This window comes from Pedobacter sp. SL55, from assembly GCF_026625705.1.
Lineage (GTDB): Bacteria > Bacteroidota > Bacteroidia > Sphingobacteriales > Sphingobacteriaceae > Pedobacter.
The window spans coordinates 4,101,776-4,126,558 of sequence record NZ_CP113059.1 but is presented as its reverse complement, the minus strand read 5'-3'; the positions used below and the strand labels follow the sequence as shown (position 1 = coordinate 4,126,558).

General features: G+C 37.5%; 31 protein-coding genes and 1 pseudogene. 21 read left to right on the top strand and 11 right to left on the bottom strand.

The features are described from left to right. Positions 1 to 15: 15 nt before the first annotated feature. Positions 16 to 405 carry a DUF1801 domain-containing protein gene (locus OVA16_RS18440; RefSeq protein ID WP_267762395.1) on the bottom strand — a complete coding sequence of 130 codons (390 nt, stop codon included), beginning with the start codon at positions 403 to 405 and terminating at the stop codon, positions 16 to 18. Continuing rightward, positions 395 to 970: a DUF1572 family protein gene (locus OVA16_RS18435; protein ID WP_267762394.1), complete on the bottom strand. Its 576-nt coding sequence runs from the start codon at positions 968 to 970 to the stop codon at positions 395 to 397. The genes OVA16_RS18440 and OVA16_RS18435 overlap by 11 nt, the downstream gene beginning before the upstream one ends. A 610-nt stretch (positions 971 to 1,580) precedes the next feature. Here OVA16_RS18435 and OVA16_RS18430 point away from each other — a divergent pair. Continuing rightward, positions 1,581 to 3,995 (top strand): TonB-dependent receptor, encoded by a 2,415-nt coding sequence (locus OVA16_RS18430; RefSeq protein WP_267762392.1) that lies wholly within the window; start codon positions 1,581 to 1,583, stop codon positions 3,993 to 3,995. Between the two features lie 73 nt (positions 3,996 to 4,068). Here OVA16_RS18430 and OVA16_RS18425 read toward each other — a convergent pair whose 3' ends face one another. Beyond that, the gene (locus OVA16_RS18425) at positions 4,069 to 4,278 is read right to left on the bottom strand and encodes a DUF3820 family protein (protein WP_267762391.1); all 210 of its coding nucleotides are present in this window, start codon (positions 4,276 to 4,278) and stop codon (positions 4,069 to 4,071) included. A 156-nt stretch (positions 4,279 to 4,434) separates the two neighbouring features. Next, on the bottom strand, positions 4,435 to 5,334 hold the full coding sequence (locus tag OVA16_RS18420; protein ID WP_267762390.1) for a WD40 repeat domain-containing protein: 900 nt from the start codon (positions 5,332 to 5,334) through the stop codon (positions 4,435 to 4,437). A 132-nt stretch (positions 5,335 to 5,466) separates the two neighbouring features. On the opposite strand from OVA16_RS18420, the gene OVA16_RS18415 reads away from it, so the two are divergent. From OVA16_RS18415 to OVA16_RS18375, 9 genes are all read left to right on the top strand, one after another. Further along, the gene (locus tag OVA16_RS18415) at positions 5,467 to 6,348 is read left to right on the top strand and encodes a MerR family transcriptional regulator (RefSeq protein ID WP_267762388.1); all 882 of its coding nucleotides are present in this window, start codon (positions 5,467 to 5,469) and stop codon (positions 6,346 to 6,348) included. Positions 6,349 to 6,475: 127 nt separating this feature from the next. Then, a complete protein-coding gene (locus tag OVA16_RS18410) occupies positions 6,476 to 7,393 on the top strand; it encodes a phytoene desaturase family protein (protein WP_267762387.1) in 918 nt (305 codons plus the stop codon). Continuing rightward, positions 7,393 to 7,959: a phytoene desaturase family protein gene (locus OVA16_RS18405; RefSeq protein WP_267762385.1), complete on the top strand. Its 567-nt coding sequence runs from the start codon at positions 7,393 to 7,395 to the stop codon at positions 7,957 to 7,959. Before OVA16_RS18410 ends, OVA16_RS18405 begins: the two co-directional genes overlap by 1 nt. Positions 7,960 to 7,961: 2 nt before the next feature. Next, positions 7,962 to 8,816, top strand: coding sequence for a phytoene/squalene synthase family protein (locus OVA16_RS18400; RefSeq protein WP_267762384.1), 855 nt, complete (start codon positions 7,962 to 7,964; stop codon positions 8,814 to 8,816). Positions 8,817 to 8,886: 70 nt separating this feature from the next. Continuing rightward, positions 8,887 to 9,315, top strand: a complete 429-nt coding sequence (locus OVA16_RS18395) for a hypothetical protein (RefSeq protein WP_267762383.1) — start codon at positions 8,887 to 8,889, stop codon at positions 9,313 to 9,315. Continuing rightward, positions 9,316 to 9,840, top strand: coding sequence for an isopentenyl-diphosphate Delta-isomerase (idi, locus tag OVA16_RS18390; RefSeq protein WP_267762382.1), 525 nt, complete (start codon positions 9,316 to 9,318; stop codon positions 9,838 to 9,840). 1 nt (position 9,841) lies between these two features. Then, the gene (locus OVA16_RS18385) at positions 9,842 to 10,306 is read left to right on the top strand and encodes an SRPBCC family protein (RefSeq protein ID WP_267762381.1); all 465 of its coding nucleotides are present in this window, start codon (positions 9,842 to 9,844) and stop codon (positions 10,304 to 10,306) included. A gap of 1 nt (position 10,307) precedes the next feature. Further along, the gene (locus tag OVA16_RS18380; RefSeq protein WP_267762379.1) at positions 10,308 to 10,790 is read left to right on the top strand and encodes a sterol desaturase family protein; all 483 of its coding nucleotides are present in this window, start codon (positions 10,308 to 10,310) and stop codon (positions 10,788 to 10,790) included. Next, positions 10,787 to 11,491, top strand: a complete 705-nt coding sequence (locus tag OVA16_RS18375) for a lycopene cyclase domain-containing protein (protein ID WP_267762377.1) — start codon at positions 10,787 to 10,789, stop codon at positions 11,489 to 11,491. Before OVA16_RS18380 ends, OVA16_RS18375 begins: the two co-directional genes overlap by 4 nt. 75 nt (positions 11,492 to 11,566) lie before the next feature. Here the strand turns inward: OVA16_RS18375 and OVA16_RS18370 are convergent, their stop codons facing one another. Together OVA16_RS18370 and OVA16_RS18365 are read right to left on the bottom strand one after the other, a co-directional pair. After that, entirely contained in the window at positions 11,567 to 13,015 is a 1,449-nt protein-coding gene (locus OVA16_RS18370) for a glyceraldehyde-3-phosphate dehydrogenase (RefSeq protein WP_267762376.1), read from the bottom strand. 141 nt (positions 13,016 to 13,156) lie between these two features. Then, positions 13,157 to 14,020: pseudogene (locus tag OVA16_RS18365) on the bottom strand (sigma-70 family RNA polymerase sigma factor). Positions 14,021 to 14,421: 401 nt separating this feature from the next. Here OVA16_RS18365 and OVA16_RS18360 point away from each other — a divergent pair. Next, positions 14,422 to 15,237 (top strand): DUF2975 domain-containing protein, encoded by an 816-nt coding sequence (locus tag OVA16_RS18360; protein ID WP_267762375.1) that lies wholly within the window; start codon positions 14,422 to 14,424, stop codon positions 15,235 to 15,237. A 131-nt stretch (positions 15,238 to 15,368) separates the two neighbouring features. Here the strand turns inward: OVA16_RS18360 and OVA16_RS18355 are convergent, their stop codons facing one another. The 5 genes from OVA16_RS18355 to OVA16_RS18335 form a co-directional block, all read right to left on the bottom strand. After that, a complete protein-coding gene (locus OVA16_RS18355; protein WP_138730179.1) occupies positions 15,369 to 15,788 on the bottom strand; it encodes a hypothetical protein in 420 nt (139 codons plus the stop codon). 1 nt (position 15,789) lies between these two features. Then, complete coding sequence (locus tag OVA16_RS18350) at positions 15,790 to 16,140, bottom strand: DoxX family protein (protein WP_138730180.1); 351 nt, start codon at positions 16,138 to 16,140, stop codon at positions 15,790 to 15,792. A gap of 70 nt (positions 16,141 to 16,210) precedes the next feature. Next, a complete protein-coding gene (locus OVA16_RS18345) occupies positions 16,211 to 16,966 on the bottom strand; it encodes an SDR family oxidoreductase (protein WP_267762372.1) in 756 nt (251 codons plus the stop codon). Between the two features lie 84 nt (positions 16,967 to 17,050). Further along, a complete protein-coding gene (locus tag OVA16_RS18340; protein ID WP_267762370.1) occupies positions 17,051 to 17,419 on the bottom strand; it encodes a helix-turn-helix domain-containing protein in 369 nt (122 codons plus the stop codon). A 254-nt stretch (positions 17,420 to 17,673) separates the two neighbouring features. Then, positions 17,674 to 18,381, bottom strand: a complete 708-nt coding sequence (locus OVA16_RS18335) for a diphthine--ammonia ligase (protein WP_267762368.1) — start codon at positions 18,379 to 18,381, stop codon at positions 17,674 to 17,676. 150 nt (positions 18,382 to 18,531) lie between these two features. Between OVA16_RS18335 and OVA16_RS18330 the strand changes: the two genes are divergently transcribed. The 10 genes from OVA16_RS18330 to OVA16_RS18290 all read left to right on the top strand — a co-directional run bounded on the left by OVA16_RS18330 (position 18,532) and on the right by OVA16_RS18290 (position 24,758). After that, positions 18,532 to 18,975, top strand: a complete 444-nt coding sequence (locus tag OVA16_RS18330; RefSeq protein ID WP_267762366.1) for a cytochrome b/b6 domain-containing protein — start codon at positions 18,532 to 18,534, stop codon at positions 18,973 to 18,975. Continuing rightward, positions 18,945 to 19,166, top strand: a complete 222-nt coding sequence (locus tag OVA16_RS20305; RefSeq protein WP_420712330.1) for a cytochrome b/b6 domain-containing protein — start codon at positions 18,945 to 18,947, stop codon at positions 19,164 to 19,166. The genes OVA16_RS18330 and OVA16_RS20305 overlap by 31 nt, the downstream gene beginning before the upstream one ends. Before the next feature lie 46 nt (positions 19,167 to 19,212). Next, positions 19,213 to 19,650 (top strand): thioredoxin family protein, encoded by a 438-nt coding sequence (locus OVA16_RS18325; RefSeq protein WP_267762365.1) that lies wholly within the window; start codon positions 19,213 to 19,215, stop codon positions 19,648 to 19,650. Further along, positions 19,637 to 20,587 (top strand): FAD:protein FMN transferase, encoded by a 951-nt coding sequence (locus OVA16_RS18320; protein WP_267762364.1) that lies wholly within the window; start codon positions 19,637 to 19,639, stop codon positions 20,585 to 20,587. The genes OVA16_RS18325 and OVA16_RS18320 overlap by 14 nt, the downstream gene beginning before the upstream one ends. 32 nt (positions 20,588 to 20,619) lie before the next feature. Next, complete coding sequence (locus OVA16_RS18315; protein WP_420712353.1) at positions 20,620 to 20,817, top strand: DUF4266 domain-containing protein; 198 nt, start codon at positions 20,620 to 20,622, stop codon at positions 20,815 to 20,817. Positions 20,818 to 20,852: 35 nt separating this feature from the next. Continuing rightward, positions 20,853 to 22,049, top strand: a complete 1,197-nt coding sequence (locus tag OVA16_RS18310) for a DUF3570 domain-containing protein (protein ID WP_267762360.1) — start codon at positions 20,853 to 20,855, stop codon at positions 22,047 to 22,049. Positions 22,050 to 22,082: 33 nt separating this feature from the next. Further along, positions 22,083 to 22,760 (top strand): response regulator transcription factor, encoded by a 678-nt coding sequence (locus OVA16_RS18305; protein WP_267762359.1) that lies wholly within the window; start codon positions 22,083 to 22,085, stop codon positions 22,758 to 22,760. 29 nt (positions 22,761 to 22,789) lie between these two features. Then, positions 22,790 to 23,320, top strand: a complete 531-nt coding sequence (locus OVA16_RS18300; protein WP_267762358.1) for a hypothetical protein — start codon at positions 22,790 to 22,792, stop codon at positions 23,318 to 23,320. A 74-nt stretch (positions 23,321 to 23,394) separates the two neighbouring features. Next, complete coding sequence (locus OVA16_RS18295; protein ID WP_267762356.1) at positions 23,395 to 24,027, top strand: sensor histidine kinase; 633 nt, start codon at positions 23,395 to 23,397, stop codon at positions 24,025 to 24,027. Between the two features lie 29 nt (positions 24,028 to 24,056). Further along, positions 24,057 to 24,758 carry a VIT1/CCC1 transporter family protein gene (locus OVA16_RS18290; protein WP_267762354.1) on the top strand — a complete coding sequence of 234 codons (702 nt, stop codon included), beginning with the start codon at positions 24,057 to 24,059 and terminating at the stop codon, positions 24,756 to 24,758. Positions 24,759 to 24,783: the final 25 nt, after the last annotated feature.

Genomic DNA, 24,783 nt, shown 5'->3' with positions numbered 1-24,783 from the left:
AGTTAATCACTACAATTACTTTAACCTTTCTAATCTTCCTTTTCGTTTAACAATGTTTTTATAATCCCATTGAATGTCCTTCGCTTTTGCTAACCAACGCTTTAAGTCTGCTATGTTTACCTGCTCAACAGCGGTATAACGAGCTTCGGCAGCTTTAAACTTACCTTCGTTTTGCAAGGCTTCTTCCTCAAAAGATTGCCCGCTCCAGAACAGTAAACGAACGCTGTCTTTCAACTTGCTATAACCAACAACTGGGTTGCCATCTAAAAACCAAACCGGATGCGCATGCCAAATTTTATTTTCTGCTTCGCTCAGTTCAACATCAATGGTTAGTGCTAGTAAATCGCAAATAGCTTTGTCTTCAGCTAACTGCTTGTTGTTGTAATCCTGTATCTCAGTTTTCATTTGGTTTGTTTATAAATTCATCTGTGAAGTGAGCTTTTTGGGGTTGCTCGGCAAATTTTTCTGCATTATATGCTTCAGATTTTCCTTTTGGAATAGATAACGATTGCCAACCTTGGCTAGCCAACATTTTGCCCAGCATTACCATTTGACCGATATGGTAGGGGTAGTGTGCCAATTGCCTGTTAATAGCTTCTGTTACCGTGTGGCCTTGGTTGCGTATATAAACGATTTTATCTAAATCAGCTTCGTTTAACGGGGCAATTGCATTGAAAAGGCAAGCCCAACCTTCTTCCCATTTTCTTAAAATCTCGGTTTTACTGACCGTCTGGTGCTCAAATTCTAGATCTCTATTTCGCCATTGTTTTTCGCCGTCGGTAGTGAGAAACGCTGTAAATCGAGAAAGCATATTACCGTGAAGATGGTTTACAATCATAGCAATGCTGTTGCTATCTTCATTGTATTGCCAAAACAAAGTTTCTTCAGTTAGCTGAGCGAAAGTTTTATCGCCGAGCATTTTGTAATACTGGAATTGCTTTTTAACGCTTTCGAGGTAATTGTTGGTCATTTTTTTAAGGTTGCTTGTTTAAATATAGGGATTATTTGCAACTCTCTCTTTGCGTTGCTTGGCTATTGCTTCTAAAACTTTGTATTTAATTTTTACGGCAAACAAATAAAGAATGATGCTAAGCTTGCGAAGTTTTATGAGATGTTTTTTGTTTTTTAAACCTGATTGTAATGAAAAGCCCACAGCCGAGCTTGCGAGGCGAGGAATTGTAATGAAAAGCAGGGCTTTCGATAAAAAAGAAACACAGGTTTTGCTTTTCTACTAAAATTTTACTGAAAATGAATAGAACTAACGTTTAATAATAAAAAATAAATCAAGTTTTGCTTTTCGAAAAAGAATAATACCTTTGCAGCATCAATAAGGGGTGCCTTGTTTTGTAAGAAACACAAATAAAGGCTGAGATCATACCCATTTTGAGATGTAGAGTAATAAGTAGTAAGTGATAAGTAGTAAGTCTGAAGACGTAGAACTTAAAAACTTAAAACGTAGAACTTAAAACCTCAAATGCACCTGATCCAGGTAATGCTGGCGTAGGGATGGTTTATGAAGTTTAACTAATGTCGGGCGTAACCCCTACAACCGATGGGTTTAACTAAAAAACAACAATAAGTTGAAAAAATTAAGATTTGCAGTTTTGGCTGCACTGCTGTGTCCGCTTGTGGCGTTGGCACAGTTCAAAATTTCGGGAAAAGTTTCCGGAACCGAAGGTAAAGCGCTTTCTGGCGCTGGTGTGAAATTAAAAAACAAAAACTTTACTGCGGGTACTAACGCTAATGGCGTTTACGAGTTTAGTAATTTGCCAGCGGGAAGTTACACCTTAGTAGTAAGCTATTTAGGTTATGCTACACAAGAGAAGAGTGTAACGGTTGCTGCCAACACTACAGCAGATTTTACTTTGCAACAACTGTCTTTTGTTGCCGATGAGGTAGTAGTAAGTGCAACCAGAGTAGCTAAAAATGCAGCGTTTACCTACAAGAATTTAAGCAAGGCCGATTTAGAGAAAACCAACCAAGGGCAAGATTTACCTTATTTGCTTAACCAAACACCATCGGTAGTAGTGACTTCTGATGCTGGAGCTGGTATAGGTTACACCGGTATACGCATTAGAGGTAGCGATGCTACACGTATCAACGTAACGCTAAATGGTATTCCGTTGAATGATGCCGAAAGTCAGGGCAGTTTCTTTATTAACTTACCAGATTTAGCTTCTTCGGTAGATAACATTCAAATTCAGCGTGGTGTAGGCACATCTACCAATGGCGCTGGTGCTTTTGGTGCTAGTTTAAATATCCAGACTACTACCAGAAGAGATTCGGCCTATGCCGAGTTGAACAATACTTATGGCTCTTTCGAAACGTGGAGAAACACGGTAAGTGCGGGTACAGGTTTAATCAACAATAAATTTAGTTTTGATGCTCGTTTATCTCGTATTAAATCTGATGGTTACGTAGATAGGGCATCTTCAGATTTGAAATCGTTTTTTGTAACGGGTGCCTATTATGGTAAAAATGATATTTTGCGTGTAAATGTATTTAGCGGTACTGAAAAAACTTACCAAGCATGGAATGGTATTGATAGAGAAATGCTGCAAACGAATCGTAGACACAACGATTTTACTTATGAAAACCAAACGGATAACTATCAGCAAGATCACTATCAGTTATTTTATACCCGCAACTTAAGTAAGCAATTGGTGGCTAATGCCGCTTTGCACTACACTTATGGCAGAGGTTATTACGAAGAATTTAAGACAGCCCAAAACTTATCGGAATATAAAATTTTGCCAGTTGTGGTTAGAGATCCAATTACCGATAATATTGTAACATTTTATAATACTTCTGATTTAGTACGCAGGTTATGGTTAGATAATGATTTTTACGGAACAACCTATTCGTTAGCCTATACACCATCAAATAATTTAAATTTCACTTTAGGAGGCGCTTACAATCGTTACGAAGGAAGACATTTCGACGAAGTGGTTTGGGCACAGTTTGCCAACTATAATGTTTACGATTTGGCCGGCAATGCATCTGGCATACGTCATAGGTATAACGATAATGATGCTTTTAAGAGTGATTTCAATATTTTCGGAAGGGTTAACTATCAATTAGATAAATTAAATCTCTATGCAGATCTGCAGTATCGTAATGTATTCTATTCTTTCTATGGCAGATTAGATGCGGTTAATTTTGCGCAACAAAATGCCCGTCTAGAATTTTTCAATCCTAAGTTTGGTTTAACTTATAGCTTAACAGACCGAAGCAATGTTTATGCTTCTGTTGCTGTAGGCAACAAAGAGCCGAATAGAAGAGATTTTACAGACTCCAATACAGGAACGCGACCTAAACACGAAAACTTAACAGACATTGAGTTCGGGTACCGCACACAACAAGGTAATTTTAATATTGGTGCCAATGGTTTCGCTATGATTTACAAGAATCAATTGATTAATACGGGCAAATTAAATGAAGTAGGTGGGCAAACCCGTCAGAATGTGCCAGATAGTTACCGTATTGGTTTAGAGTTAGATGCTCGTTGGCAAATTGTTAAGAATTTTTCGTGGACAGCAACAGCAACTTTAAGCCAAAGTAAGATCAAGAACTTTACCGAATATGTTTATGATGATACCAGAATTGGCGAATTGTTGACTTTCGATTATAGCAATACCAATATTGCTTATTCGCCACGTTTTATAGGTTCAAATGAGTTTGCATACACTTATAAAAACGCTGGGATTGCTTTGGTAAGTAAATATGTAGGTAAGCAAAATTTAGATAATACGTCATCAAAAGAAAGAGTTTTAGATGCTTTTTTTATTAATGATTTGCGTTTGACTTATAATGTAAAAGCATTAGGCATTAAAAATATTGGATTAAACTTCTTAGTGAATAACATTTTTGATGTACGTTATGCGGCCAATGGTGGTGCTGGTGCTTACCTATCTAATGGAGATTTTGGTAGATACGAATATTTCTATCCACAAGCTACACGTAACTTCTTGTTAAGCTTAAACTTTAAATTCTAGTATTAACTTGTCACATTGAGCTTGTCGAAATGTTCTTACAAAAGGCTTCGGCAAGCTCAGCCTGACAAGTGGCTTACCTTTTCAACGGCTGCAACAAATATTCCAGCCCATTTAGCTTAATTTCATAAAGTGTAGCTAACAACATTCCCAATTTCCCAGCCGGAAAACCTTTGCTTTGGTACCAAACTAGATAATGCTCTGGGATATCGCACAAAACCCAACCTTTATATTTGCCATAAGGCATTCTCATTGCAACAAGCTCTTTAAGTAATTCTGGGTTCATTTTTTAAAGGTAATGAATTAGTTCATTGGTTCATTGGTCATTGGTTGGTTGGTTGGTTGGTTGGTTGGTTGGTTGGTTGGTTGGTTGGTTCATTGTTCCAACTAAAAATCCCCAACTGAAACTATTGCCTGATACCTGACCACTGATACCTGGTTCCTAACTTTCTAACTCCCAAACCATCACTTTTTTATCATCGCCAGTAGATAGTAATTTGCTGCCATCGTGGCTCCAAGTTAGTTTGTTGATCGAATGACTGTGCCCGAAGCCCATTTTTTCAATACTAATGATCTTATAAAGCTTAAAGTTTTCGGCATCCCAAAGCTTAATGCTTTTATCTTGGCTTGCCGTTGCAAAATAAGGTAGCGTAAGATGAAAAGCGATATCGTAAATGCCGAACATGTGGGCAGGAATACTTTTGCTCAGTTCATAAGTTGGTAAATCCCAAATTTTTAATTGTGCATCTCTGCTTCCAGAAATCAAATATTTTCCAAAAGGATGATAAGCTATCGATGTAATGGCCATCGTATGCTCTTTTAACACATGCTTTAAGCTGTAATCTTGAGCATGGTAAATATGTATAGTGCCATCTTTACAGCCAAAAGCAACTTCCTTTTCATCTGGTGATACAGCGATACACCGTACTGTCTCATTAGAAATTGGCAAACGATAAATTTCCGAAAAATCATTTAGCGACCAAATGGCAACCGTCCCATCTTCGCTACTGGTAAGTAATTCCTTTTTGGTTGCAATAGTTGCCATTCCAAAAATAGGTTTTGGATGTGCATTAATTCTGGCGACAACTTCTTGTTTTTCAAAATCGAAAACAGAGAAAGCACCACTTCTCTCTCCTATAAACAACTGATTGTTGTAATTATGCAAATAGTAAACAGAGCTTTGCACAGGTAGTTTTACCATCACAAATGCCATTTTCTTCAAAGACCATTCTACCACACCTTTGTCGTTGCCAGCTGTAAAAAAAATACCCTCTTTATCAGATTTTACCAGTGCATAAATGGGATTTTGATGCCCTGTAAAGGTGTGTAGGTGTCTTAGCATGAAACAAAAGTAAGATTATCAGTGTATATATTTTTAACTCGTTTAGTTTTTTAGAAGCTTTTGTTATTCTGGAGAAAACAATTTTTGTTTAAATTTGTATTGTAATAGCTTAAACAAAATGCTTTTGGTATCATGGGAATAATCGCTAAGTATTCAATAAAAGAACTAGAAGTTCTAACTGGAATTAGGGCGGCTACATTGCGTATGTGGGAAAAGCGATATCAAATCATTACCCCTTTGCGAACTCAAACTAACATACGTTATTATGGTAACGAGCATCTTAAATTACTGCTCAATGTAAATGTGCTTAATCGAAGCGGAATTAAAATTTCGCACATTGCCAAAATGAATGCCAGCGAAATTATAGAAAAGGTTAAAGACTTAAGTTTTGTTAAAACTGGCGATGAAGACCTTTTTGATGGCCTGATGTTAAGTATGATTGATTTGGATGAGGCTTTATTTCATCAGGCGTTTTATAAAGCCGTGGCACGTTTAGGCTTCGAAGATACCATCAATCGCATTATTTTTCCTTTCTTTAGCCGCATAGGCATCATGTGGCAAATAGATTCCATCAATCCGGCACAAGAGCATTTTATTAGTAACATGGTTAGGCAAAAGCTAATTGCCGCTATAGACAACACCGCCACTATAATGGATGCAAAAGCAAAAAAAGTGTTAATGTTTTTGCCCGAAACCGAACTCCATGAATTGGGAATGCTATTTCTTAATTATCTGTTGAAAAACAAAGGTTACCGAACCATTTACCTTGGACAGGCCGTACCTTTGAACGATCTATCAAGGATTTTGCAAATTAGCGATCCTGATATTTTAATAACCAGTGTGTTTAACTCCATCTCGTTAGGAGATATTACCGCTTTTGTTAATAAGCTAATTGTGGTTCCATCTACAAAAAAAGTTTTTATAGCTAGTGCAGGTATTTACGAGTCAGAAGCAACTTTTCCTTCGCATTTTAAAATATTTGAGACGCTTAGAGATTTAGCAGCCGAGTTTTAACGATATTAATCTGTATATTGTGTGAGTAAATCGTTTTGCTTGTATAGCGATTTGTAACATTTTTTTTGTTTATTTTTTTTTAATTAAAGTTAAACAAAATAGATGTATGTTTGTTGTATACACAAAAATGATGCATAAAGTTCCTCCTCGTATAGTAGTTATCGGCGCCGGCTTTGCCGGATTAAGTGCGGCTATTACTTTGGCAGACAAAGGTTACAGTGTAACTGTAGTAGAAAAAAACAAAGAAATAGGCGGAAGAGCACGAGTGTTCGAGAAAGATGGTTTTACATTTGATATGGGGCCTAGTTGGTACTGGATGCCAGAAGTGATGGAGAAATTCTTTAATCAATTTGCCAAATCTACCACAGATTATTTCGAGCTTAAACGTTTAGATCCATCTTATCAGGTTATTTACGGAAAAGATGACGTGCTTGCTGTGCCGGCAAGCTATCAGGCATTAAAAAATGCGTTTGAAGAAATTGAGGAGGGAAGTTCTGTTCAATTAGATCAGTTTTTGGCAGAAGCCGAATATAAATATAACGTTGGAATTAATGAATTTGTGCATAAGCCGGGTTTAAGCATTTCCGAATTTATGGACGTTAAAGTAATTAAGGCCGCTACAAAGTTAGATTTGCTACAATCGTTCGCTAAGCACGTTCGCCGTTATTTTAAATCTCCAAAGCTGTTGCAACTTTTAGAATTTCCAGTATTGTTTCTGGGTGCGGTACCTAAAAATATTCCGGCTTTATATAGCATGATGAATTATGCGGATATTAAGCTAGGTACTTGGTATCCAATGGGTGGCTTCGGCAAATTGGCACAAGCAATGCACCTTTTGGCAGTAGAAAAAGGCGTAGCGTTTAAAACAAATACCGCCGTGCAATCAATTGAAGTGCAGGCTGGGCAAGCAAAAAAAGTAATTACTGCTCAAGGAGAAATTGAAGCAGATGTAGTAATTGGCGCCGGAGATTATCATCATATCGATCAGCATTTGTTGCCAAAACCGTTAAGAAACTATTCTGAAAAAGCTGGGATAAAAGAGTAATGGCACCTTCTTGCTTGTTATATTATATTGGTGTAAATAAAAAAATTCCTAAATTACAGCATCATAATCTTTTTTTCGAAACAGATTTTGATACGCATGCCAAAGCCATTTATGAAACGCAGCAATGGCCAGAAAACCCCTTATATTACGTATGTTGCCCATCTAAAACAGATGCTGCTGTTGCTCCAGAAGGGATGGAAAATTTATTTTTGCTTATTCCTGTAGCTCCTGGCTTACAAGATACAGAAGAGATAAGAGCTAAGTATTTTGATGAAATAATAGATCGGTTAGAAGATTTTTGCGGTGAGCGGTTTAAAGAAAACATTGTTAGCAAAACCACTTATGCTTATACCGATTTTGTAAAGGATTACAATGCTTTTAAAGGCAATGCTTACGGGTTGGCAAATACCTTGGGGCAAACGGCCGTGTTAAAGCCATCGATAAAAAATAAAAAAATAGATAATTTATACTATGCAGGTCAGCTTACTGTTCCAGGGCCAGGCGTTCCGCCTTCCATTATTTCCGGACAAGTAGTAGCCAATTACATCATAAAGCACCAAAAATAACTATGAAAGCACTATTTGATCAGGTTTCGGCAATATGTAGCCAAGTAACCACCCAAAAATACAGCACCTCATTTTCTTTGGGCATCAAATTTTTGGCGCCTAGCATTCGCCCGTCCATTTATGCAATCTACGGGTTTGTTAGACTAGCGGATGAAGTTGTAGACTCTTTCCATGATTTTGATCAGAAGGGCCTGTTGGATCAATTAAGGTTGGAAACTACAGCAGCTCTAGCAAATAAAATTAGTTTAAACCCAATTTTAAATAGCTTTCAAGAGGTTGTTCATCGTTACCAAATTGATGTTGAGCTGATAGATGCCTTTTTAGACAGCATGGAAATGGACTTAAAAAAGCAGGTTTATACTGCACAATTGTATAATAAGTACATTTTTGGTTCGGCAGAGGTAGTAGGGCTAATGTGCCTAAAAGTGTTTTGTAATGGCGATGAGCAAGAATACAATAAGCTTCGTCCGGCAGCTATGAAATTAGGTTCTGCTTTTCAAAAAGTGAATTTTTTACGAGATATCAAAGCAGACCATTATGAATTGGGGAGAATGTATTTTCCTAACATGAATTTTGAATGTTTTACCGAAGAGGATAAGGCAATTATTGAGCGTGAAATTAATGCCGAATTTGATGAAGCGCTAAATGGTATTTTGAAATTGCCTCGTTGCGCTAAAAAGGGTGTATATTTGGCCTATATTTATTATAAATCACTTTTTAGAAAAATACAGGAGATCCCTGCGCAGCAAATTATGGAGAAAAGGGTAAGAGTGCCCGATTTCCAAAAGGCATTACTCATGCTAAACACCTTTTTTGTGCCGCAGGCTCCGGAAAGATTATCGGCAAATGTGGGCTAAACCAATTTTTATAATCGTATCAATATTTTTTTTGTGGTCTACAGAAATATCAAAACAAAGTGTGAGAGCCATGTATGTTAAATCTGTAGATAGCAAGCAAACCGCAAAAAGTTTACTTGCGCTTTTGTCTAAGCAACAACAAAATGCTTTTGTAATGGGATATACCGGAGCAACCAAAATGATGATGGCCAAACACGTATTTAATCCTATCACTAAGCTAAGTTATTTTAATACAGGTAAAAAAACGCTTAACAAAGCTATTGCTAAAGAAAGCAACAATGTAGAGCTAGTGTTTTTGAGATATGCAACGCAAGTTTCTGCGCCAGCTCTTTTGGGTTATAATGATCATATTGAAGCAGATAAAGAATTGATTTTAAGAAGCCTAAACGATGATAAAAAGGTATTGGATCAAGAACTGACGAAGACCATTGTTTCGTTTATGAAGCAGCAGAAATTAACACCTACAGAAAGACAACAATTAGAAGCTATTGCCAAATAAATGGAAAACGTAATATTAGTAGATACACAAGATAGGGAAGTCGGTGTGATGGAGAAAATGCAGGCACATCAGCAAGCGAAACTACACCGTGCTTTTTCTGTTTTTTTATTAAATGATAAAAATGAAATTTTGTTGCAACAACGAGCCGCTAATAAATACCATTGTGGCGGCATGTGGACAAACACTTGCTGTAGCCACCCGCGGGTAGGAGAAACGCTGCAAATTGCTGTAGATAGACGTTTAAGAGAGGAAATGGGCGTTGTATGTGAAACCAATTGGATATATAGTTTTATTTATAAGGCCGATGTTGGCGGCGGACTAGTGGAGCATGAGTTTGACCACGTTTTTTTTGGCAGATTTTCTGGCACACCACAACCCGATGAAAGTGAAGTAGCCAATTGGGCATACTTAGGCTTAAACGAATTGGAAGAAGACGTAAAAAATAACCCAACTAAATACACACCTTGGTTTAAAATTATTTTAGCCGAAGTGGTAGATAAAGAGATTTTAAATAAAGTGGCCTGAGATGAAAAAATATCAATTATATAGAGAAACTATATTGCCCATTACGCTCTTAGAGGCTTGGGACTTTTTTAGTAATCCGAGTAATTTGTCTAAAATTACGCCCAAAGAAATGGAATTTAAGGTGGTTACCCCTAATTTGCCCCAACACATTCATAACGGTTTAATTATTGAGTATGTAGTTAGGCCTTTGGCTGGTGTACCGTTAAAGTGGGTAAGCCAAATTAGCTCGGTTAATGCGCCATATTCGTTCGCAGACGAGCAGTTGAAAGGCCCTTATGCTTATTGGCACCACGAACATACTTTTGAAGAAAAAGACGGCAAAGTATTAATGAAAGACAAAGTAACCTACGCTATTTCGTTTGGTTGGCTAGGCAGATTGGCAAATACTTTAATTGTGCGTAAAAAGCTAGCACATATTTTTGATTATCGTACCACTCAAATACTTAATATATTTAAAGCTGGTTAATATGGTTTTAATAATTGTACTTTGCGTATTAGGCACCTTTATTGTAATGGAATCTGTAGCTTGGCTAGCTCACAGGTACTTAATGCATGGTTTTTTATGGTACTTGCACAAAGACCACCACAAAAAAGATGATGGACAGGTTTTTGAAAAAAACGATTTCTTTTTCTTGATTTTTGCTACCCCCGCTATCGTTTTGTTTCTTTTGGGCTCTATTTATGGCAATGTAATTATGATGGCTGTAGCTGGTGGTATTACCCTTTACGGTTTCTGTTATTTCATGGTGCATGATATTTTTATACATCAACGTTTTAAATGGTTTAGAAATACCAATAATATTTACCTAAAAGCCATTAGGCGGGCACATAAAATGCACCATAAACATTTGGGTAAACACCATGGCGAGTGCTTTGGTATGCTTTGGGTGCCATTCAAATACTTTCGCGAAGCCTATCGTCAACAAAAAATGCAACAAAACAACTCATGAAGCATTATACCTATCTACTCGTTAACTTTTTCTCGGTAATAGTTCCTTTTATCGCTTCCTTTCATCCGAAATTGATGTTTTGGAAAAATGTAAAGGCCTTTTTGCCTGCAAATATCATTACTACCATTTTATTTTTAATATGGGATGTTTGGTTTACAGAAAAAGGGGTTTGGGGCTTTAACCCAGATTATATTGTAGGAATATTTATCTGGAATTTGCCAATCGAAGAAATTCTGTTTTTTCTCTGTATTCCTTACGCCTGTTTGTTCTCTTACCATTGTTTTGGGGTTTGGAAAGAATTGGGGCTACGTAATTACTCCACAAAGTTGATTTCGGTAGTTTTGGTGGTTTTTGGCTTAGTGATGTTTGCAGTGTATTACAATAAGATGTACCCAATGATGAATTTCTTGGTTTTTACCTTGCTTATAGCTTATCTAGGATTTATTAAAAAGCCCAATTGGCTTGGGCAGTTCTATTTCACTTACCTCATCATGATCGTTCCATTTTTAATTGTAAACGGCATTTTGACTGGTACGGGTTTAGATGCACCAATTGTTTGGTACAACAATCAAGAAATTATAGGTATTCGTATTAAAACTATTCCTTTCGAAGATGTTTTTTACGGAATGAGTTTAATCGGATTGAATATTTTTCTTTACGAGAGGTTTTTGGTTAAATTAAAGAATAACAGGAACGTTTAATTTATTCGACATTCTTTATATAAATAGAGAGAAACATTTGAGCAACCATTTGTTTCTCTCCATTATTTTATCAGCTTAATAGTAAGTTAGCCTTACTACACCCGCAATTTTTTTAGCTAACCTAATTACTTGGCGTGTGTAACCATATTCGTTATCATACCAGGCATACAATACTACAGATCTCCCATCCTTTGATAGTATAGTAGCTGGTCCGTCTACAATTGAAGCGTGGCTGTTGCCTATCAAATCGGTACTTACCAGCTCATTAGAAACAGAATATTCTAGTTGCTCAGAAAGATCGCCAAACAGTGATGCTCCTTTTAATAGCTGCTCTATATCTTCTTTACTGGTTTCTTGGTTTAATGATAAATTTAAAATAGCAAGTGAAACGTTAGGCGTGGGTACCCTAACTGCATTGCCCGTTAATTTGCCTGCCAATTGAGGTAATACTTTTGCTACTGCTTTATCTGCGCCAGTTTCGGTAATTACCAAGTTTAGTGCTGCCGAGCGGCCTCTTCGATATTTTTTATGGTAGTTATCTAATAAATTTTGATCGTTGGTGTAAGAGTGTACCGTTTCTATATGGCCTTTTTCAATGCCAAAGCCATCTTCTATCACTTTAAGAACCGGAATAATGGCATTAGTAGTACAAGAAGCATTAGAGAATATGTTTTCTTCTTTAAAATCAAAATCACTATCGTTAATTCCCGTAACTATATTGGGGATATCGCCTTTGGCAGGCGCAGTGAGCAATACTTTGCTTACACCTTTGGCACTTAAATGCCTACTCAGTCCTTCACGGTCGCGAAAAACGCCAGTATTGTCAATCACTAAGGCGTCATTAATGCCGTATGCGGTATAATCTGCTTCTTCTGGATTTTTAACAGCAATGAGGTAAATCGTTTGTCCATTAATAATGAGTGCTTTATTTTCATGATCTTCTACAATGGTGCCGTTAAAAGGACCATGGATAGAATCGGTACGTAACAGCTCGGCACGTTTGGTGAGCTCTTCGTCGCTGTAGCTGCGTGTTACAATGGCACGCAAACGCAATTGCTCGCCCTTTCCGGCCTGCACAATCAATTCTCTTGCTGCAATGCGACCAATGCGACCAAAGCCGTATAAAACTACGTCTTTTGGTTTTAAGCTCATCTTATCTTTGCCAATGTGTTTGCCCAATTTACTGATGATGAAATCGTGCATAGAAGATTGCGTATTGCTTTCGTCAAGCCATTCAGAGGCTAGCCTGCCTACATCAATGCGAGATGGCGCTAAACTAGACTTGGCAATGGTATTGGCCAATTCTAAAGTTTCGTAGATCGAAATGTCTTTTCCGCTGATTTCTTTTGCATAATGGCGATAAGCTAAAATTTCGCTACTGCCTACATCAAACAGTGGTTTACGGAAAAGCACCAGTTCAATAGATCTATCGAACCACAGATGGCCTACGCACTTAATTAACTCAAGTGCTTTTTTTTCTTTTTCAATCCAGTTTTGAAACTCCGACTGATATTTATTAGACATACAAGAAAATTATTTTGGTTAGAAATTGCCGCAAAAGTAAAAAAGATTGAGCGAGTACCCAATCTTTTTTACTTTTATTTTCTTGTAAAATATTGTATAACAGTGTGTTTAACTTACACTAAGTAGGCTTTTATTTTGAGGTTAGCCTAAGTAAGATTTTAAAATTTTACTTCTTGAAGTGTGGCGTAAACGCTGTAAGGCCTTGTCTTTAATTTGGCGTACACGCTCGCGGGTTAAGTTAAACTTCTCTCCAATTTCTTCTAAAGAAAGTGGGTGGTTAGTGCTTAAGCCGAAAAATAACACAATAATTTCGCGTTCTCTTTCTGTTAAGGTTGATAAAGAACGTTTAATCTCCTCAGAAAGCGACTCGTTAATTAAGTTGCTGTCGGTATTAGGCTCGTGATTTTCTAATACATCTAATAATGTATTTTCCTCTCCCTGCACAAATGGAGCATCCATAGATACGTGACGACCAGAGTTACTCAAAGTATCAGAGATTTTATCTACCGTAGTTTCTAAAATGTCAGCTAATTCCTCTGGAGAAGGTTCACGCTCGTATTCTTGCTCCAATTTAGAGAACGCTTTACTAATTTTGCTTAACGAACCTACTTGGTTTAAAGGCAAACGTACAATACGGCTTTGCTCTGCAATAGCTTGTAAAATAGACTGACGAATCCACCATACCGCATAAGAAATGAACTTAAAACCTTTAGTTTCATCAAAACGTTTGGCTGCCTTAATCAAGCCTAAGTTTCCCTCATTAATTAAATCTCCGAGCGTTAAACCTTGGTTTTGGTATTGTTTAGCTACCGAAACCACGAAACGTAAATTGGTTTTTGTTAATCTTTCAAGAGCGGCTTGATCTCCCTCACGTATTTTACGAGCTAAAATTACTTCTTCTTCAGCGGCGATTAAATCTACTTTTCCAATCTCGTGTAAGTATTACTTGTCTAGCGATTGACTTTCGCGATTGGTGATGGATTGGGTTATTTTGAGTTGTCTCATTTATATGTATTGGTCCTCGTTGGATTTTTCGATTCTGCAAAAATACGTTTTTTATGCGGAATAGAAACTTAAATTACTGAAAATGTTATGTTTTGTCATGTATTTTTGAACGATTTGTTTGTAGCAAAAATCATTCCAAGTTTATGGTGTGTCTATACTTTATGTTTTTTGATTAGAATTTAATATTTATTGAATTTCAATAAATATATGTTGCTAAATAAAAATAAATATCTAGTTTTGTAAACGAATTTTTGTTGCATTTGCACTAAAATCAAACTTTTAGCTGACAAGAGTTTTGGAAGTGCTGACAACAGACGAATGCAGGTGTGTAAAAATATAGGCAGTTAGTAAATAAAAATCAACACAAAATAAATTTTAATAACCTTACAAAAACAAATTAGATGAAAAAAGTAAGATACTATTGGGTGGCTAGAGTGCTTAGATCATTTTTGCTGCTGGGTTTTGTACTCTTAGTAATTACCCTTTTAGTAAATATCTCGGCAAGCTTGTTTAAGATGAAAACCTATGCAACTTATGGCGATTTTACCTTCGGTTCTACTCAAAAAGGCTATAAACTAAAAACGAAGCTGCGGTTAAGCATTCCAGATACGGTAATTAGCTACGAGGATGGTCAAAGACGTATTCATAATGAATTTGAAGATCTTTCTTTTTCAAATAAGCGGCGTGAGGAAAGTAAGAACAGGACAATAACAGCGGTAACTGCCAGTAGTATAAGCTCTTTTGAAAATGAAGAGGTTACGGTTTTTAATAGTTTTACAATAAGTGAACCCGTTGAAGCTTATGTAAGTTCTACCAATAAGAAATATTCGTTCTTTTTTGGTTTGTCAGAGCAACTAGATTTATTGTTTACCATTTTATTCTTTTGGCTCTTAATTAAGCTGCTTAATAGATATATGGTGGATAAGATTTTTGAGCAGAGCACATTTAAACTTATTGCGGGCTTTGGTTGGTTAATGATATGTAAGGAAATTATCGCTTTTATTTTTGGTTATATCAGTTCAAAAATAATGGGAGTTCGATTTTTGGAAACCACCGATGTGCTAAATGACAAGAGATATAATTTTATTGATCTAAGTTTGGATTTTTATAATGTATTTAGTTTTTCGAAGGTAGGTATAGGTATGCTAATTATATTAATTGCTTACGTTATTAAAGAAGCGATTATAGCAAAAAAAGAAAATGAATTAACTATTTGAAATTAAATATAAGATGTTCGCAACATGAATTACAGATGCTTACCAAACATCCGCATAGTATGAAATCCGTAATTCATGTTGCAAACAAATACAATTTTAATTAGCCTAAAATAAACAAGAATAGTGTTGCTTTATTTTGCTGCCTGTCCAATATCTAATCGGTTAAATTTTCCTTCGGCATTTTGATGGAACTTGAAAAACACACGGAAAGTACCCCATTGTCCTGCCTCAAATTGGCCATATATGTCTTTTCCTTCATTGGCTACTTTGTCTATATCTAAAAACTTTTCTTTTTTGTCAAAGGCATTGTCAAAAAAAGATTTGAAGGATAGTGTTCTGCCATCATCAGTAAAAATGGCATCGCTAGTAAAATAGCTATACCAAGCACTTTTATCGTTAGCTTGTAAAGCTGCTATGGCCTTTTTTACGTTTTCGTTTGAGATTTTTGTGAGCTCCATTTTTTGTGCTTTTTGAGGTGTAGTTTTTTTATTGCTTTGTCCGCAAGCGTTTAATGCCAGTACAGACATGACTAATAGAATTATAATTCTCATTTTAATTGCTCTTTAAAGGGTGTTGTAAGTACACAATAATGAGGTTAAGCAATAAGAATGGAATTTCTATTGCCGCCCCCTTTAAATCTTTGTGCCACAACTGCAGGCAAATGATCATTAAAATGCCTGCGGCCATTAAAAAATTGCCCCATACAAAAGTCTTGGGAAACAAAATTAACAAGGCTGCTATTATAGTTACAGCTCCGTTAACCATTATTGCTGTTTTAGAAAAATTCCACTTGCTAAACATTTCTAGCATTTCTGGTTTGCTAGATAGCATTGCCCAGCCTTGTTTTAAGCCCATAAATACTGCAACGAGTATTAAAATGGAGTTTAATATTTTTATAGCCATAGTTTGTTGTTGATAAGAAAAAGGTAAACAAACGTGTTGCCTACCTTTCTCGTGTTAATTTAAATTGATTTTACCTAGTCGTATATCCGCCATTTGCAAAAATGGTTTGTCCGGTAATCCACCATCCTTCGGTTACTAAAAACTCTACCAACGGTGCAATGTCTTTAATATCTGTTAGGCCACCCAATGCCGAAGCTGATTTGTGGTAGGCAACAGCATCCTCACTTTCTTGACCGTAGAAGAAAGGCGTATCCATTGGGCCTGGTGCTACCGCAGTTACCGAAATACCTCTGGCGCCAAATTCTTTAGAAGCTGCTCTAGTAAAATGCTCAACAGGAGCTTTGGCGCCCGCATAAGTAGAATATAAACCAGTATAGGCTGCTAACAAAGAAGTAACTATGGTACAGATTTTACCATTATCGTTTATTTTTTTGCCCGCTTCTTGCAAAAAGAAATAAGCTGATTTTGAATTTACGCCAAACATCACGTCGTACTCTGCCTCTGTAGTTTCTGTAAATGGTTTCTTTAGTACCATACCTACAGTGTTAATGGCAATGTCAACCCCTCCAAATTTGGCAATGGTTTCATCAAATAGTTTGGCAATGTTGTCTACTTTAGTTAAGTCGGCCTGAAACAAGAAAGCCTCTGCACCCATAGCTTTTACTTCGGCTAAAGTTTTTTCACTTTCTGCTTTAGAACTCTCGCTGTTGTAGTGTATAGCTAGTTTTGCACCTTTAGCCGCAAAATCTTTGCTTAATAATGCGCCTAAGTTTTTACCGCCACCAGCAATAAGAACCACTTTTCCATTTACGTCGTTTCTGCTCATTTTTTCAATTTTTATAGTTAGATAATAATTATTTGTAAAGGTCTTTATTCCCGAAAAAAATATCGTGGTGAGCTTTTCGGAATTTTATTTTCTGCTTTCATTTCTGAATTGCCCTGGTGTTTTTCCCTCCATTTTCTTGAAAAATTTTAGAAAGTTAGAGGGGTCGTAGGTAAGTAACCTTGCAATTTCCGAAATAGATTGGTTGGTATTTGTGAGCATTTGTTTTGCCTGCTCAATAATTTTAAGATCGTAGAAGTGGCAGGGGTGGTTACCTGTTTCTTGCTGTACAGTATCTGTTAAATGTTTGTGAGAAACAAATAACTCGCTGGCAATTTGGTTAATTTCCATGAAGCTGGTTGCTTTTCCTACAGCCACTTCCATAATGTGTTTGTCCAAGAACTGAAAATAGTTTTGGGTAAGTTGCTTGCTTCTTTTAATACTTGGTGCTGTCATTAATGTAGATAGGTTATGCAATTAACCTGTAATTGGGTTTCAACTAAATTTTGTAGGATTTTTGAAACGCGTTTTTACAGGCAAGCGCAATAGTCATGCTAAATTAGTATCAAATTAAGTATTTGCAACTTTTAAGCACTGTAGGTTGTAAGGTTTTTGGGGTTGTGAGGAATTTGAAGTCGGCAGTGGGATATAAGTAGCGAGAAAATTGAAAAGTAGGAGCTTAGAAGATGCAGGGCTTATTACTCATTTCCTCATTTTGCTGTTGCTTCATCGTCAATTAAATCTATGTACCAATATCCTTGTTCTGTTTCTCCATTAGGTGCCGCAAAGGTTTTGAATATTTTTTCTCCCAAAGTGAAATTTATTGGCTTTTTAAATAAAGGGCCATCAAACACGAAAGTATGGAACTCTCCGTTTTCGCCGCATGGATCTATGCCTGCCGGAAGCTCATCAATAAAATGCTCATCTATGATGCGGCCGCAAAAATTTTCGAGGCCTTGCTGTGCACATACTACAATGGTTTTGTAGCCGAGCGAAATAAATTCTTTTAATACTGCTGTGGTATCTCTTTTCCATAATGGAAATTCGGCTGTTAATCCTATTTCGGCGAGTTTGCTTTCCCGATAAGCCTTTAGATCTGCCAAGAATAAATCGCCAAATATAGCATGTGTAATGCCTTGGGCTTTAAGCAAGGTAAGGTGCTTGTTCATCTCTAATTCGTAGGTAGCCATATCTGGTAGCTCTGGTAACTTTACCTGATACAGCGGAAGGCCTAAACTATTTGCCTGTTTAACCAAAAGGCTTTCGCGTACGCCGTGCATACTTACCCGATTGTAGGCTTGGCTTACTGTAGTAAGCAAATATTTGATATCGAAAAGTTGATTTTGTAAAATATGGTGTAGCGCTAAGCAACTATCTTTTCCGCCACTCCAATTAAAAACACTTAATGCGATATTCATTTTTTAAAATTAGATGATTTGCCGTAAATATATTAATTGGATGGCTTTTACCAATTGTTTTGTACAAATTAACAACAGCTAAATTAGCTACAGAATTTCTTCAGAATTGCATTTTAGGTTTGTACTTATTAACACATCAAATCTAGTAATATGCACAAGGCAACTAAAAAATATACAGCACATGTTATATTTTGGCATAGGATCAATGTCATGGTAATAAGCGGTTCGTTATTTACCGTGTTCTTAAATTCTACCTTGTTAGATAAAAAAAGCAACGCCAAGTTTATAGCACAGCAACTCGAGCAACAAGGCGCATCTTTAACGGCACAGCAAGCCAAAGCAGTGGCCCACGGTTTAGAAGAAAAGGTATGGGATTGGCACGTTTACGTTGGTTATGCACTAATTGCTTTGCTGGTTTATCGGTTAATTGCAGAATTTTCGCAAAACAGTAATCAAAAATTATCCCAAAAAATAAAGAAAGCATTTTTACTGTATCGTGTACAAAAAGATAAATCGATTGTTAAAGAACTTTTGGTAAGTTTAGCTATGTCTTTTTTTATGCAATGTTGGCGTTTATGGCCATCAGTGGGTTAAGCATAAAATTTCATGAACAATTGAGTATATCCGATACCGTAGCGCATAGCGTCAAAGAAATGCATGAGCTGGTCATGTACCTCATACTGTCGTTCATTATAATCCATATTGTAGGGGTAGTCATTGCCGAAAAAAGCAATCAACCCGGAATAGTATCTGACATAATCAATGGTGGCAACGCAGATAACTGATCTGTATTTCTTTAACCTCAAATAAAAATCCAAAATCTCACAACGTATGAAAACCTTACTGTTTTTAATCTTTACTATGGGCATATCAGTAAGTCCTTGGGAAGCTAATTTCGAGAATGCAAAGAAATTGGCTAAAGAGAAAAACCAATTTATTTTGTTGAATTTCTCTGGTTCAGATTGGTGTATCCCTTGCATTAGGATGCACAAGGAAATTTTTACCGATGCGGGATTTTTAAAGATGGCAGATCAAAATTTGGTGCTCGTGAATGCCGATTTTCCACGTAATAAAAAAAATCAGTTGCCTGTTGATATAAAAAAACAAAACGAGGCACTGGCCGACCAATATAATCCTAACGGAAGGTTTCCTTACATCCTGTTGCTAAATGCAGAGGGTAAAGTGATTAAAACTTGGGAAGGATTGCCCGATGAAACCCCAACCCAATTTACCGCTACCGTTAAACAAATTTGTAATGCTAACCACTAGTATTGAGCTTGCTTTACAATCTTTTAAACGCAGCCAAAGGTTAATGGGTAATACTTTTGAGCTTACGGTAGTAGCAGAAGATGAAGCTTGGGCAAACGCTAAATTGGATCTGGCAGTTGATGAAATTAAAAGGATCGAGGCATTGCTGACCACTTTTGATGAGCGTAGCCAAACCAACCAGATTAACCAACAAGCTGGTGTGACAGCCGTAAAAGTTGATAGGGAAGTATTTAGCCTGATTGAACGTTCCATAAGGATTTCTAAAATAACCGATGGGGCTTTTGATCTATCTTACGGTTCTATTGATAAAAGGCTCTGGAATTTCGATCAACACATGAGCACATTGCCCAGTGCAGACCAAGCTAAAGCTATGGTAAGGCTCATCAATTATCAAAATATCATCTTAGATCATGAAAATTGTACCGTAAAACTGAAGGAAAAAGGTATGCGCATTGGTTTTGGTGGTATTGGAAAAGGTTATGCCGCAGAAATGGCTAAAGCCCTGTTAAAAAGGGAAGGTATAGTTAGCGGAATTGTAAATGCTTCTGGTGACCTTACCGCTTGGGGAAATCAGCCCAACGGCCAGCCGTGGACCATCGGCGTAGTTAACCCAGATCATAAACAACTGCCATTTTCTTACCTCAATGTAACCGATATGGCGGTAGCTACTTCTGGCAATTACGAAAAGTATGTGATGATTGATGGCATCAAATATTCGCACACCATTAATCCTAAAACCGGATTGCCTGTAAGAGGTATTAAAAGCGTAACTATCATTAGTCCCAATGCAGAAATAGCCGATGCTATGGCTACTCCAGTAACCATTATGGGCGTTAAAGCTGGCTTAAACCTTATCAACCAAATTCATCATTTGGCCTGCATCATTATCGACGATAATAATCAAATCTACACCAGTAAAAATATCAATCTCAAATGAATACAAAATCAAAAAAGCACCGTTTACTGCCAATGTTACTGCTAGCGCTGTTGGCCTTGGCAAGTTCTTGCACAACGGTAAAAGAATATCAAAAAAACAGATTGAACGATGCGGAAATGGCTTTGTCTAACCGAAAGGTAGAAAAAACTGAGTTAAGTTTTCAAGGTTACCGAGAGGGTGCCTCGGGCGCCAATGCAGGTAAAAGTGGCGGCGGTTGCGGCTGTAATTAATTCGCAAATATTCATCTCATCTTAAACTTACACTGATGAAAAAAGTATTTTTAACGGTAGCTATGGCCTTTGCGCTCTTGCATCCAAGCTTTGCACAAACTAATTCCAAAGCAGAAAACACCGGCTACCAAAGTCGCAAGTTAAAGCTCGAAGAAGTTAACCTGGTATCTAGCTACTACACACAAGATGGCAACAATGCCGCAGTAACGGGCGGTATAGGTTCGCAAAAACTAACCGATATTGCCAATGTGTTCGATGTAAAGCTGACCAAATACGACAGCAAAGAACGTAAGCATACCTTTGGTTTAGAGGTAGGCATAGATCATTACACCTCAGCTTCGTCAGATAAAATAGATTTGCAGGCCAATTCTTCTGCCTCTCATGCCGATACTCGCATTTATCCTTCTTTAAATTGGAGTATCGAGAACGAGAAAAAAGGCACCACTCTGGCTTTTGGCTTATCCTCATCTGCCGAGTACGATTACCTCTCTTTTGGCGGTAATGTGGCTTTTTCTGCTAAAACTAAAGATAGAAATGGCGAGTTTACCGCTAAATTTCAAACCTATCTGGATCAGGTTACGTTAATTTTGCCGATAGAATTTAGGGCCAACGGCGGCGAACACGAAACAGGGGGTACGGCAGCCAGAAATACCTTTGCTGGTTCACTGTCTTATTCGCAAATTGTCAACCAGCGCCTACAGCTCATGCTCCTCGCCGATGTGGTACAGCAAAGCGGTTACCTAAGTTTACCATTTCATAGGGTGTATTTTACATATGGCAGCGTACATCAAGAGAAATTACCTAACAGCCGCTTTAAATTGCCTTTGGGTTTTAGGGCCAATTACTTTTTGGGCGATAACCTGATCATCAGAACCTATTATCGTTTTTATACCGATAATTGGGGGCTTAACGCACACACAGCAGAGCTAGAGTTGCCCATTAAAATGAACCCATTTTTCTCGCTAAGTCCGTTTTACCGATACTATAGCCAAACGGCAGCCAAATATTTTGCGCCGTACCAGCGCCATACTATTGCCGATCAGTATTACAACAGCAATTACGACCTGTCTAAGTTCAATAGCAACTTTTATGGCTTAGGTATACGCTTGGCACCACCAAAAGGGGTATTCGGGCTTCAGCATTTAAGTATGTTAGAGTTGCGTTACGGGCATTACTCCAAAAATATAAACATGAGTTCTAACATCGTTTCGTTAAATATTAAATATAAATAACTAAATTGTTGGTCTGGTTAGCGCTAATGGCTTATGAAGATTTTAGTTGTTGAGGATGAAGAACTACTGCGGTTAAATATCATGGATTATTTGAAGGCCGAAGGCAATGTTTGCGACTTTGCCGACCGCTTTGATACGGCCTCAGAAAAAATAGCCCTGTATGATTATGACTGTATCTTGCTAGACCTTACTTTGCCAGACGGCGATGGTTTAAAGCTGTTGCTACAACTAAAAAAAGAAGATAAAAGCGCTGGCGTCATTATCATTACCGCCAGAAGTTCAATAGATCAGCGCATAGAGGGTTTAAGCTTGGGTGCCGATGATTATTTGATCAAGCCCTTTCATCTTTCGGAACTGAGTGCCCGCATTTTGGCGGTGGTAAGGCGCAGGTCTTTTAAAGGCAATGATCTTATCGTTTTTAATGAGCTAACCATTGATATTCAGCGTAAAACGGTAAAAGTAAATAACCTAGCCATTAACCTTACCCGTAAAGAATTTGATTTGTTGCTGTATTTTTTGGCTAATAAATCTAAGGTAATTGCTAAATCGGCATTAGTTACGCACATTTGGGGCGACCATGCCGATATGGCCGACAGCTTCGATTTTATCTATACACATATTAAAAACTTACGGAAAAAGCTGGTAGATGGAGGTTGTAAAGATTACTTCCACTCGGTGTATGGCGTAGGTTATAAATTTGCCGACGAATGAGGTTGTTTACGGCATATAATAGGGTGTTATTGATCACCAGTATAGCAGGTTTGTTGCTGATAGGCTATCTTTTTTATCATACACTAAGCAATTACCTAAACAGGCAGATTGACAATTACTTGGTAGAGGAGTTGCTGGAGGTAAAAGATTATACCACAAAAAAAGAAAGTTTTCCGGCACATACCGCCTTCGAAGATTTGGTTATAGAATACCATCAAGTTGGGCGGCTTAGCCTAAAAAGACATTTCGGGGATACCATTTTCTATAACACCAAAAAACAGGTAGAAGAAACGGGCAGATATTTAGAAGAAGACTTGCAGATGGGGGCACAAACTTATCGCGTTAAAATCATAGCTTCTAAAATTGCCCATATCGACCAAGCGAAAAGTATTTTTTTAGTGATTATTTTGCCTGTATTGGCGTTGCTGCTGCTACTACTGTTGGTAAGCCGCTACATGATGAAGAAAATGTGGCTGCCTTTTAAACAATTGCTGCTTAATCTTAAATCGTTTAACCTTAACCAAGAGCAAAACTTTGCGCAGGTAAGTAAACTTCCATAGCCGAATTTAAAGAACTTAATGATGCCATTGTAGATATCTCGCAACGGGTAAAATCAGATTACAGAGAAATTAAGTTGTTTACAGAGAATGCTTCGCATGAGATGATGACACCAATTGCGGTAATCAATGCAAAATTAGACATGATGTTACAGTCTGCCAATTTGAGTGAAGAGCAAAGTAAAAACCTGATTGATCTGTACAGAGCTACAGCCAAACTTACCAAGCTCAATCAGTCTTTATTGTTGCTGGTAAAAATAGATAATAACCTGCTACGGGATAGGGAACAACTTAACCTCAAATCCATTTTGGTAGAAAAACTACAATATTTTCAAGAATTTACGCAACAAAAAGGTATTGCTGTACATATAAACTTGCAAGATCACACTTTGCTAATGAGCCGATATTTGGCCGATATTTTATTAGATAACTTAATTGGTAATGCCATACGGCACAATCACGAAGGCGGCAGCATTGATATTAAACTAAATAGCCAGGCTTTATGGATTAGCAATACAGGTACTAACGAGCCATTGGATGATAAAATTGCCTTTGATCGTTTTTACAAGTCGCCATCTTCAGAAGGTATGGGGCTTGGCTTGGCCATTGTTAAACAAATTGTAGAACTACATCAGTTTGGTATTACGTACTCCTATCAGACAGGTGTGCATACTTTTGCGGTATTTTTTACCCCTCACTCCATACAATAATTTAATAGCTATAGTGTAAATTCATCAGTATGATTACAATTGAAAATTATTTAGAGCAGCATTACATCCATAAAAGTAATTGGCTTAGGGCTGCGGTTTTAGGTGCTAATGATGGTATTATTTCTATTTCCAGCTTGGCCATTGGGGTAGCTGCAGCAAGTAGTACCAGAGAGCCTATTTTATTGGCTACGGTAGCGGGTTTGGTGGCCGGGGCCTTATCCATGTCGGCTGGCGAGTATGTATCTGTAAGTTCGCAAACGGATACCGAAAAAGCCGATATTGAAAGGGAAAAAGCTGAACTAAAGACCATGCCCGAAGAAGAACTACAGATTTTAGCTCAAATTTATGAAAGGCGTGGATTGACAAAGGAAACCGCCATGCAGGTAGCAATAGAACTTAGCGAGAAAGATGCTTTAGCGGCTCATATACGAGATGAATTGGGTATTAACGAGGTAAGCAAGGCCAATCCTATACAAGCGGCAATGGCCTCTGGTGCAGCGTTTACCGTAGGCGGCTTAATGCCTTTGTTGGTGGTGTTATTTGCGCCAGTAAAACACATGGAGTATTGGTTATATGGTGCCACCCTAATTTTTTTGATGATCTTGGGCGCTAAAGCGGCCAAAACTGGTGGGTCTAATATCACAAAGGCTATTGTGCGCATTACCATTTGGGGCTCTATAGCCATGGGGCTTTCGGCGCTAGTGGGATACTTGTTTGGGGTTAATGTGTAAAGGGATAGTGGCGGGGTATTGGTGT

Coding starts and splice junctions, on each gene's coding strand:
- OVA16_RS18360 (WP_267762375.1), top strand. CDS start 14,422: ATGAAAAAAGTAAGATACTATTGGGTGGCTAGAGTGCTTAGATCATTT.
- OVA16_RS18425 (WP_267762391.1), bottom strand. CDS start 4,278: ATGAACCCAGAATTACTTAAAGAGCTTGTTGCAATGAGAATGCCTTAT.
- OVA16_RS18290 (WP_267762354.1), top strand. CDS start 24,057: ATGATTACAATTGAAAATTATTTAGAGCAGCATTACATCCATAAAAGT.
- OVA16_RS18335 (WP_267762368.1), bottom strand. CDS start 18,381: ATGAATATCGCATTAAGTGTTTTTAATTGGAGTGGCGGAAAAGATAGT.
- OVA16_RS18410 (WP_267762387.1), top strand. CDS start 6,476: ATGATGCATAAAGTTCCTCCTCGTATAGTAGTTATCGGCGCCGGCTTT.
- OVA16_RS18440 (WP_267762395.1), bottom strand. CDS start 405: ATGAAAACTGAGATACAGGATTACAACAACAAGCAGTTAGCTGAAGAC.
- OVA16_RS18315 (WP_420712353.1), top strand. CDS start 20,620: ATGTTACTGCTAGCGCTGTTGGCCTTGGCAAGTTCTTGCACAACGGTA.
- OVA16_RS18405 (WP_267762385.1), top strand. CDS start 7,393: ATGGCACCTTCTTGCTTGTTATATTATATTGGTGTAAATAAAAAAATT.
- OVA16_RS18320 (WP_267762364.1), top strand. CDS start 19,637: ATGCTAACCACTAGTATTGAGCTTGCTTTACAATCTTTTAAACGCAGC.
- OVA16_RS18395 (WP_267762383.1), top strand. CDS start 8,887: ATGTATGTTAAATCTGTAGATAGCAAGCAAACCGCAAAAAGTTTACTT.
- OVA16_RS18305 (WP_267762359.1), top strand. CDS start 22,083: ATGAAGATTTTAGTTGTTGAGGATGAAGAACTACTGCGGTTAAATATC.
- OVA16_RS18420 (WP_267762390.1), bottom strand. CDS start 5,334: ATGCTAAGACACCTACACACCTTTACAGGGCATCAAAATCCCATTTAT.
- OVA16_RS18310 (WP_267762360.1), top strand. CDS start 20,853: ATGAAAAAAGTATTTTTAACGGTAGCTATGGCCTTTGCGCTCTTGCAT.
- OVA16_RS18375 (WP_267762377.1), top strand. CDS start 10,787: ATGAAGCATTATACCTATCTACTCGTTAACTTTTTCTCGGTAATAGTT.
- OVA16_RS18435 (WP_267762394.1), bottom strand. CDS start 970: ATGACCAACAATTACCTCGAAAGCGTTAAAAAGCAATTCCAGTATTAC.
- OVA16_RS18345 (WP_267762372.1), bottom strand. CDS start 16,966: ATGAGCAGAAACGACGTAAATGGAAAAGTGGTTCTTATTGCTGGTGGC.
- OVA16_RS18385 (WP_267762381.1), top strand. CDS start 9,842: ATGAAAAAATATCAATTATATAGAGAAACTATATTGCCCATTACGCTC.
- OVA16_RS20305 (WP_420712330.1), top strand. CDS start 18,945: ATGTTGGCGTTTATGGCCATCAGTGGGTTAAGCATAAAATTTCATGAA.
- OVA16_RS18380 (WP_267762379.1), top strand. CDS start 10,308: ATGGTTTTAATAATTGTACTTTGCGTATTAGGCACCTTTATTGTAATG.
- OVA16_RS18325 (WP_267762365.1), top strand. CDS start 19,213: ATGAAAACCTTACTGTTTTTAATCTTTACTATGGGCATATCAGTAAGT.
- OVA16_RS18350 (WP_138730180.1), bottom strand. CDS start 16,140: ATGGCTATAAAAATATTAAACTCCATTTTAATACTCGTTGCAGTATTT.
- idi (WP_267762382.1), top strand. CDS start 9,316: ATGGAAAACGTAATATTAGTAGATACACAAGATAGGGAAGTCGGTGTG.
- OVA16_RS18330 (WP_267762366.1), top strand. CDS start 18,532: ATGCACAAGGCAACTAAAAAATATACAGCACATGTTATATTTTGGCAT.
- OVA16_RS18400 (WP_267762384.1), top strand. CDS start 7,962: ATGAAAGCACTATTTGATCAGGTTTCGGCAATATGTAGCCAAGTAACC.
- OVA16_RS18355 (WP_138730179.1), bottom strand. CDS start 15,788: ATGAGAATTATAATTCTATTAGTCATGTCTGTACTGGCATTAAACGCT.
- OVA16_RS18415 (WP_267762388.1), top strand. CDS start 5,467: ATGGGAATAATCGCTAAGTATTCAATAAAAGAACTAGAAGTTCTAACT.
- OVA16_RS18340 (WP_267762370.1), bottom strand. CDS start 17,419: ATGACAGCACCAAGTATTAAAAGAAGCAAGCAACTTACCCAAAACTAT.
- OVA16_RS18370 (WP_267762376.1), bottom strand. CDS start 13,015: ATGTCTAATAAATATCAGTCGGAGTTTCAAAACTGGATTGAAAAAGAA.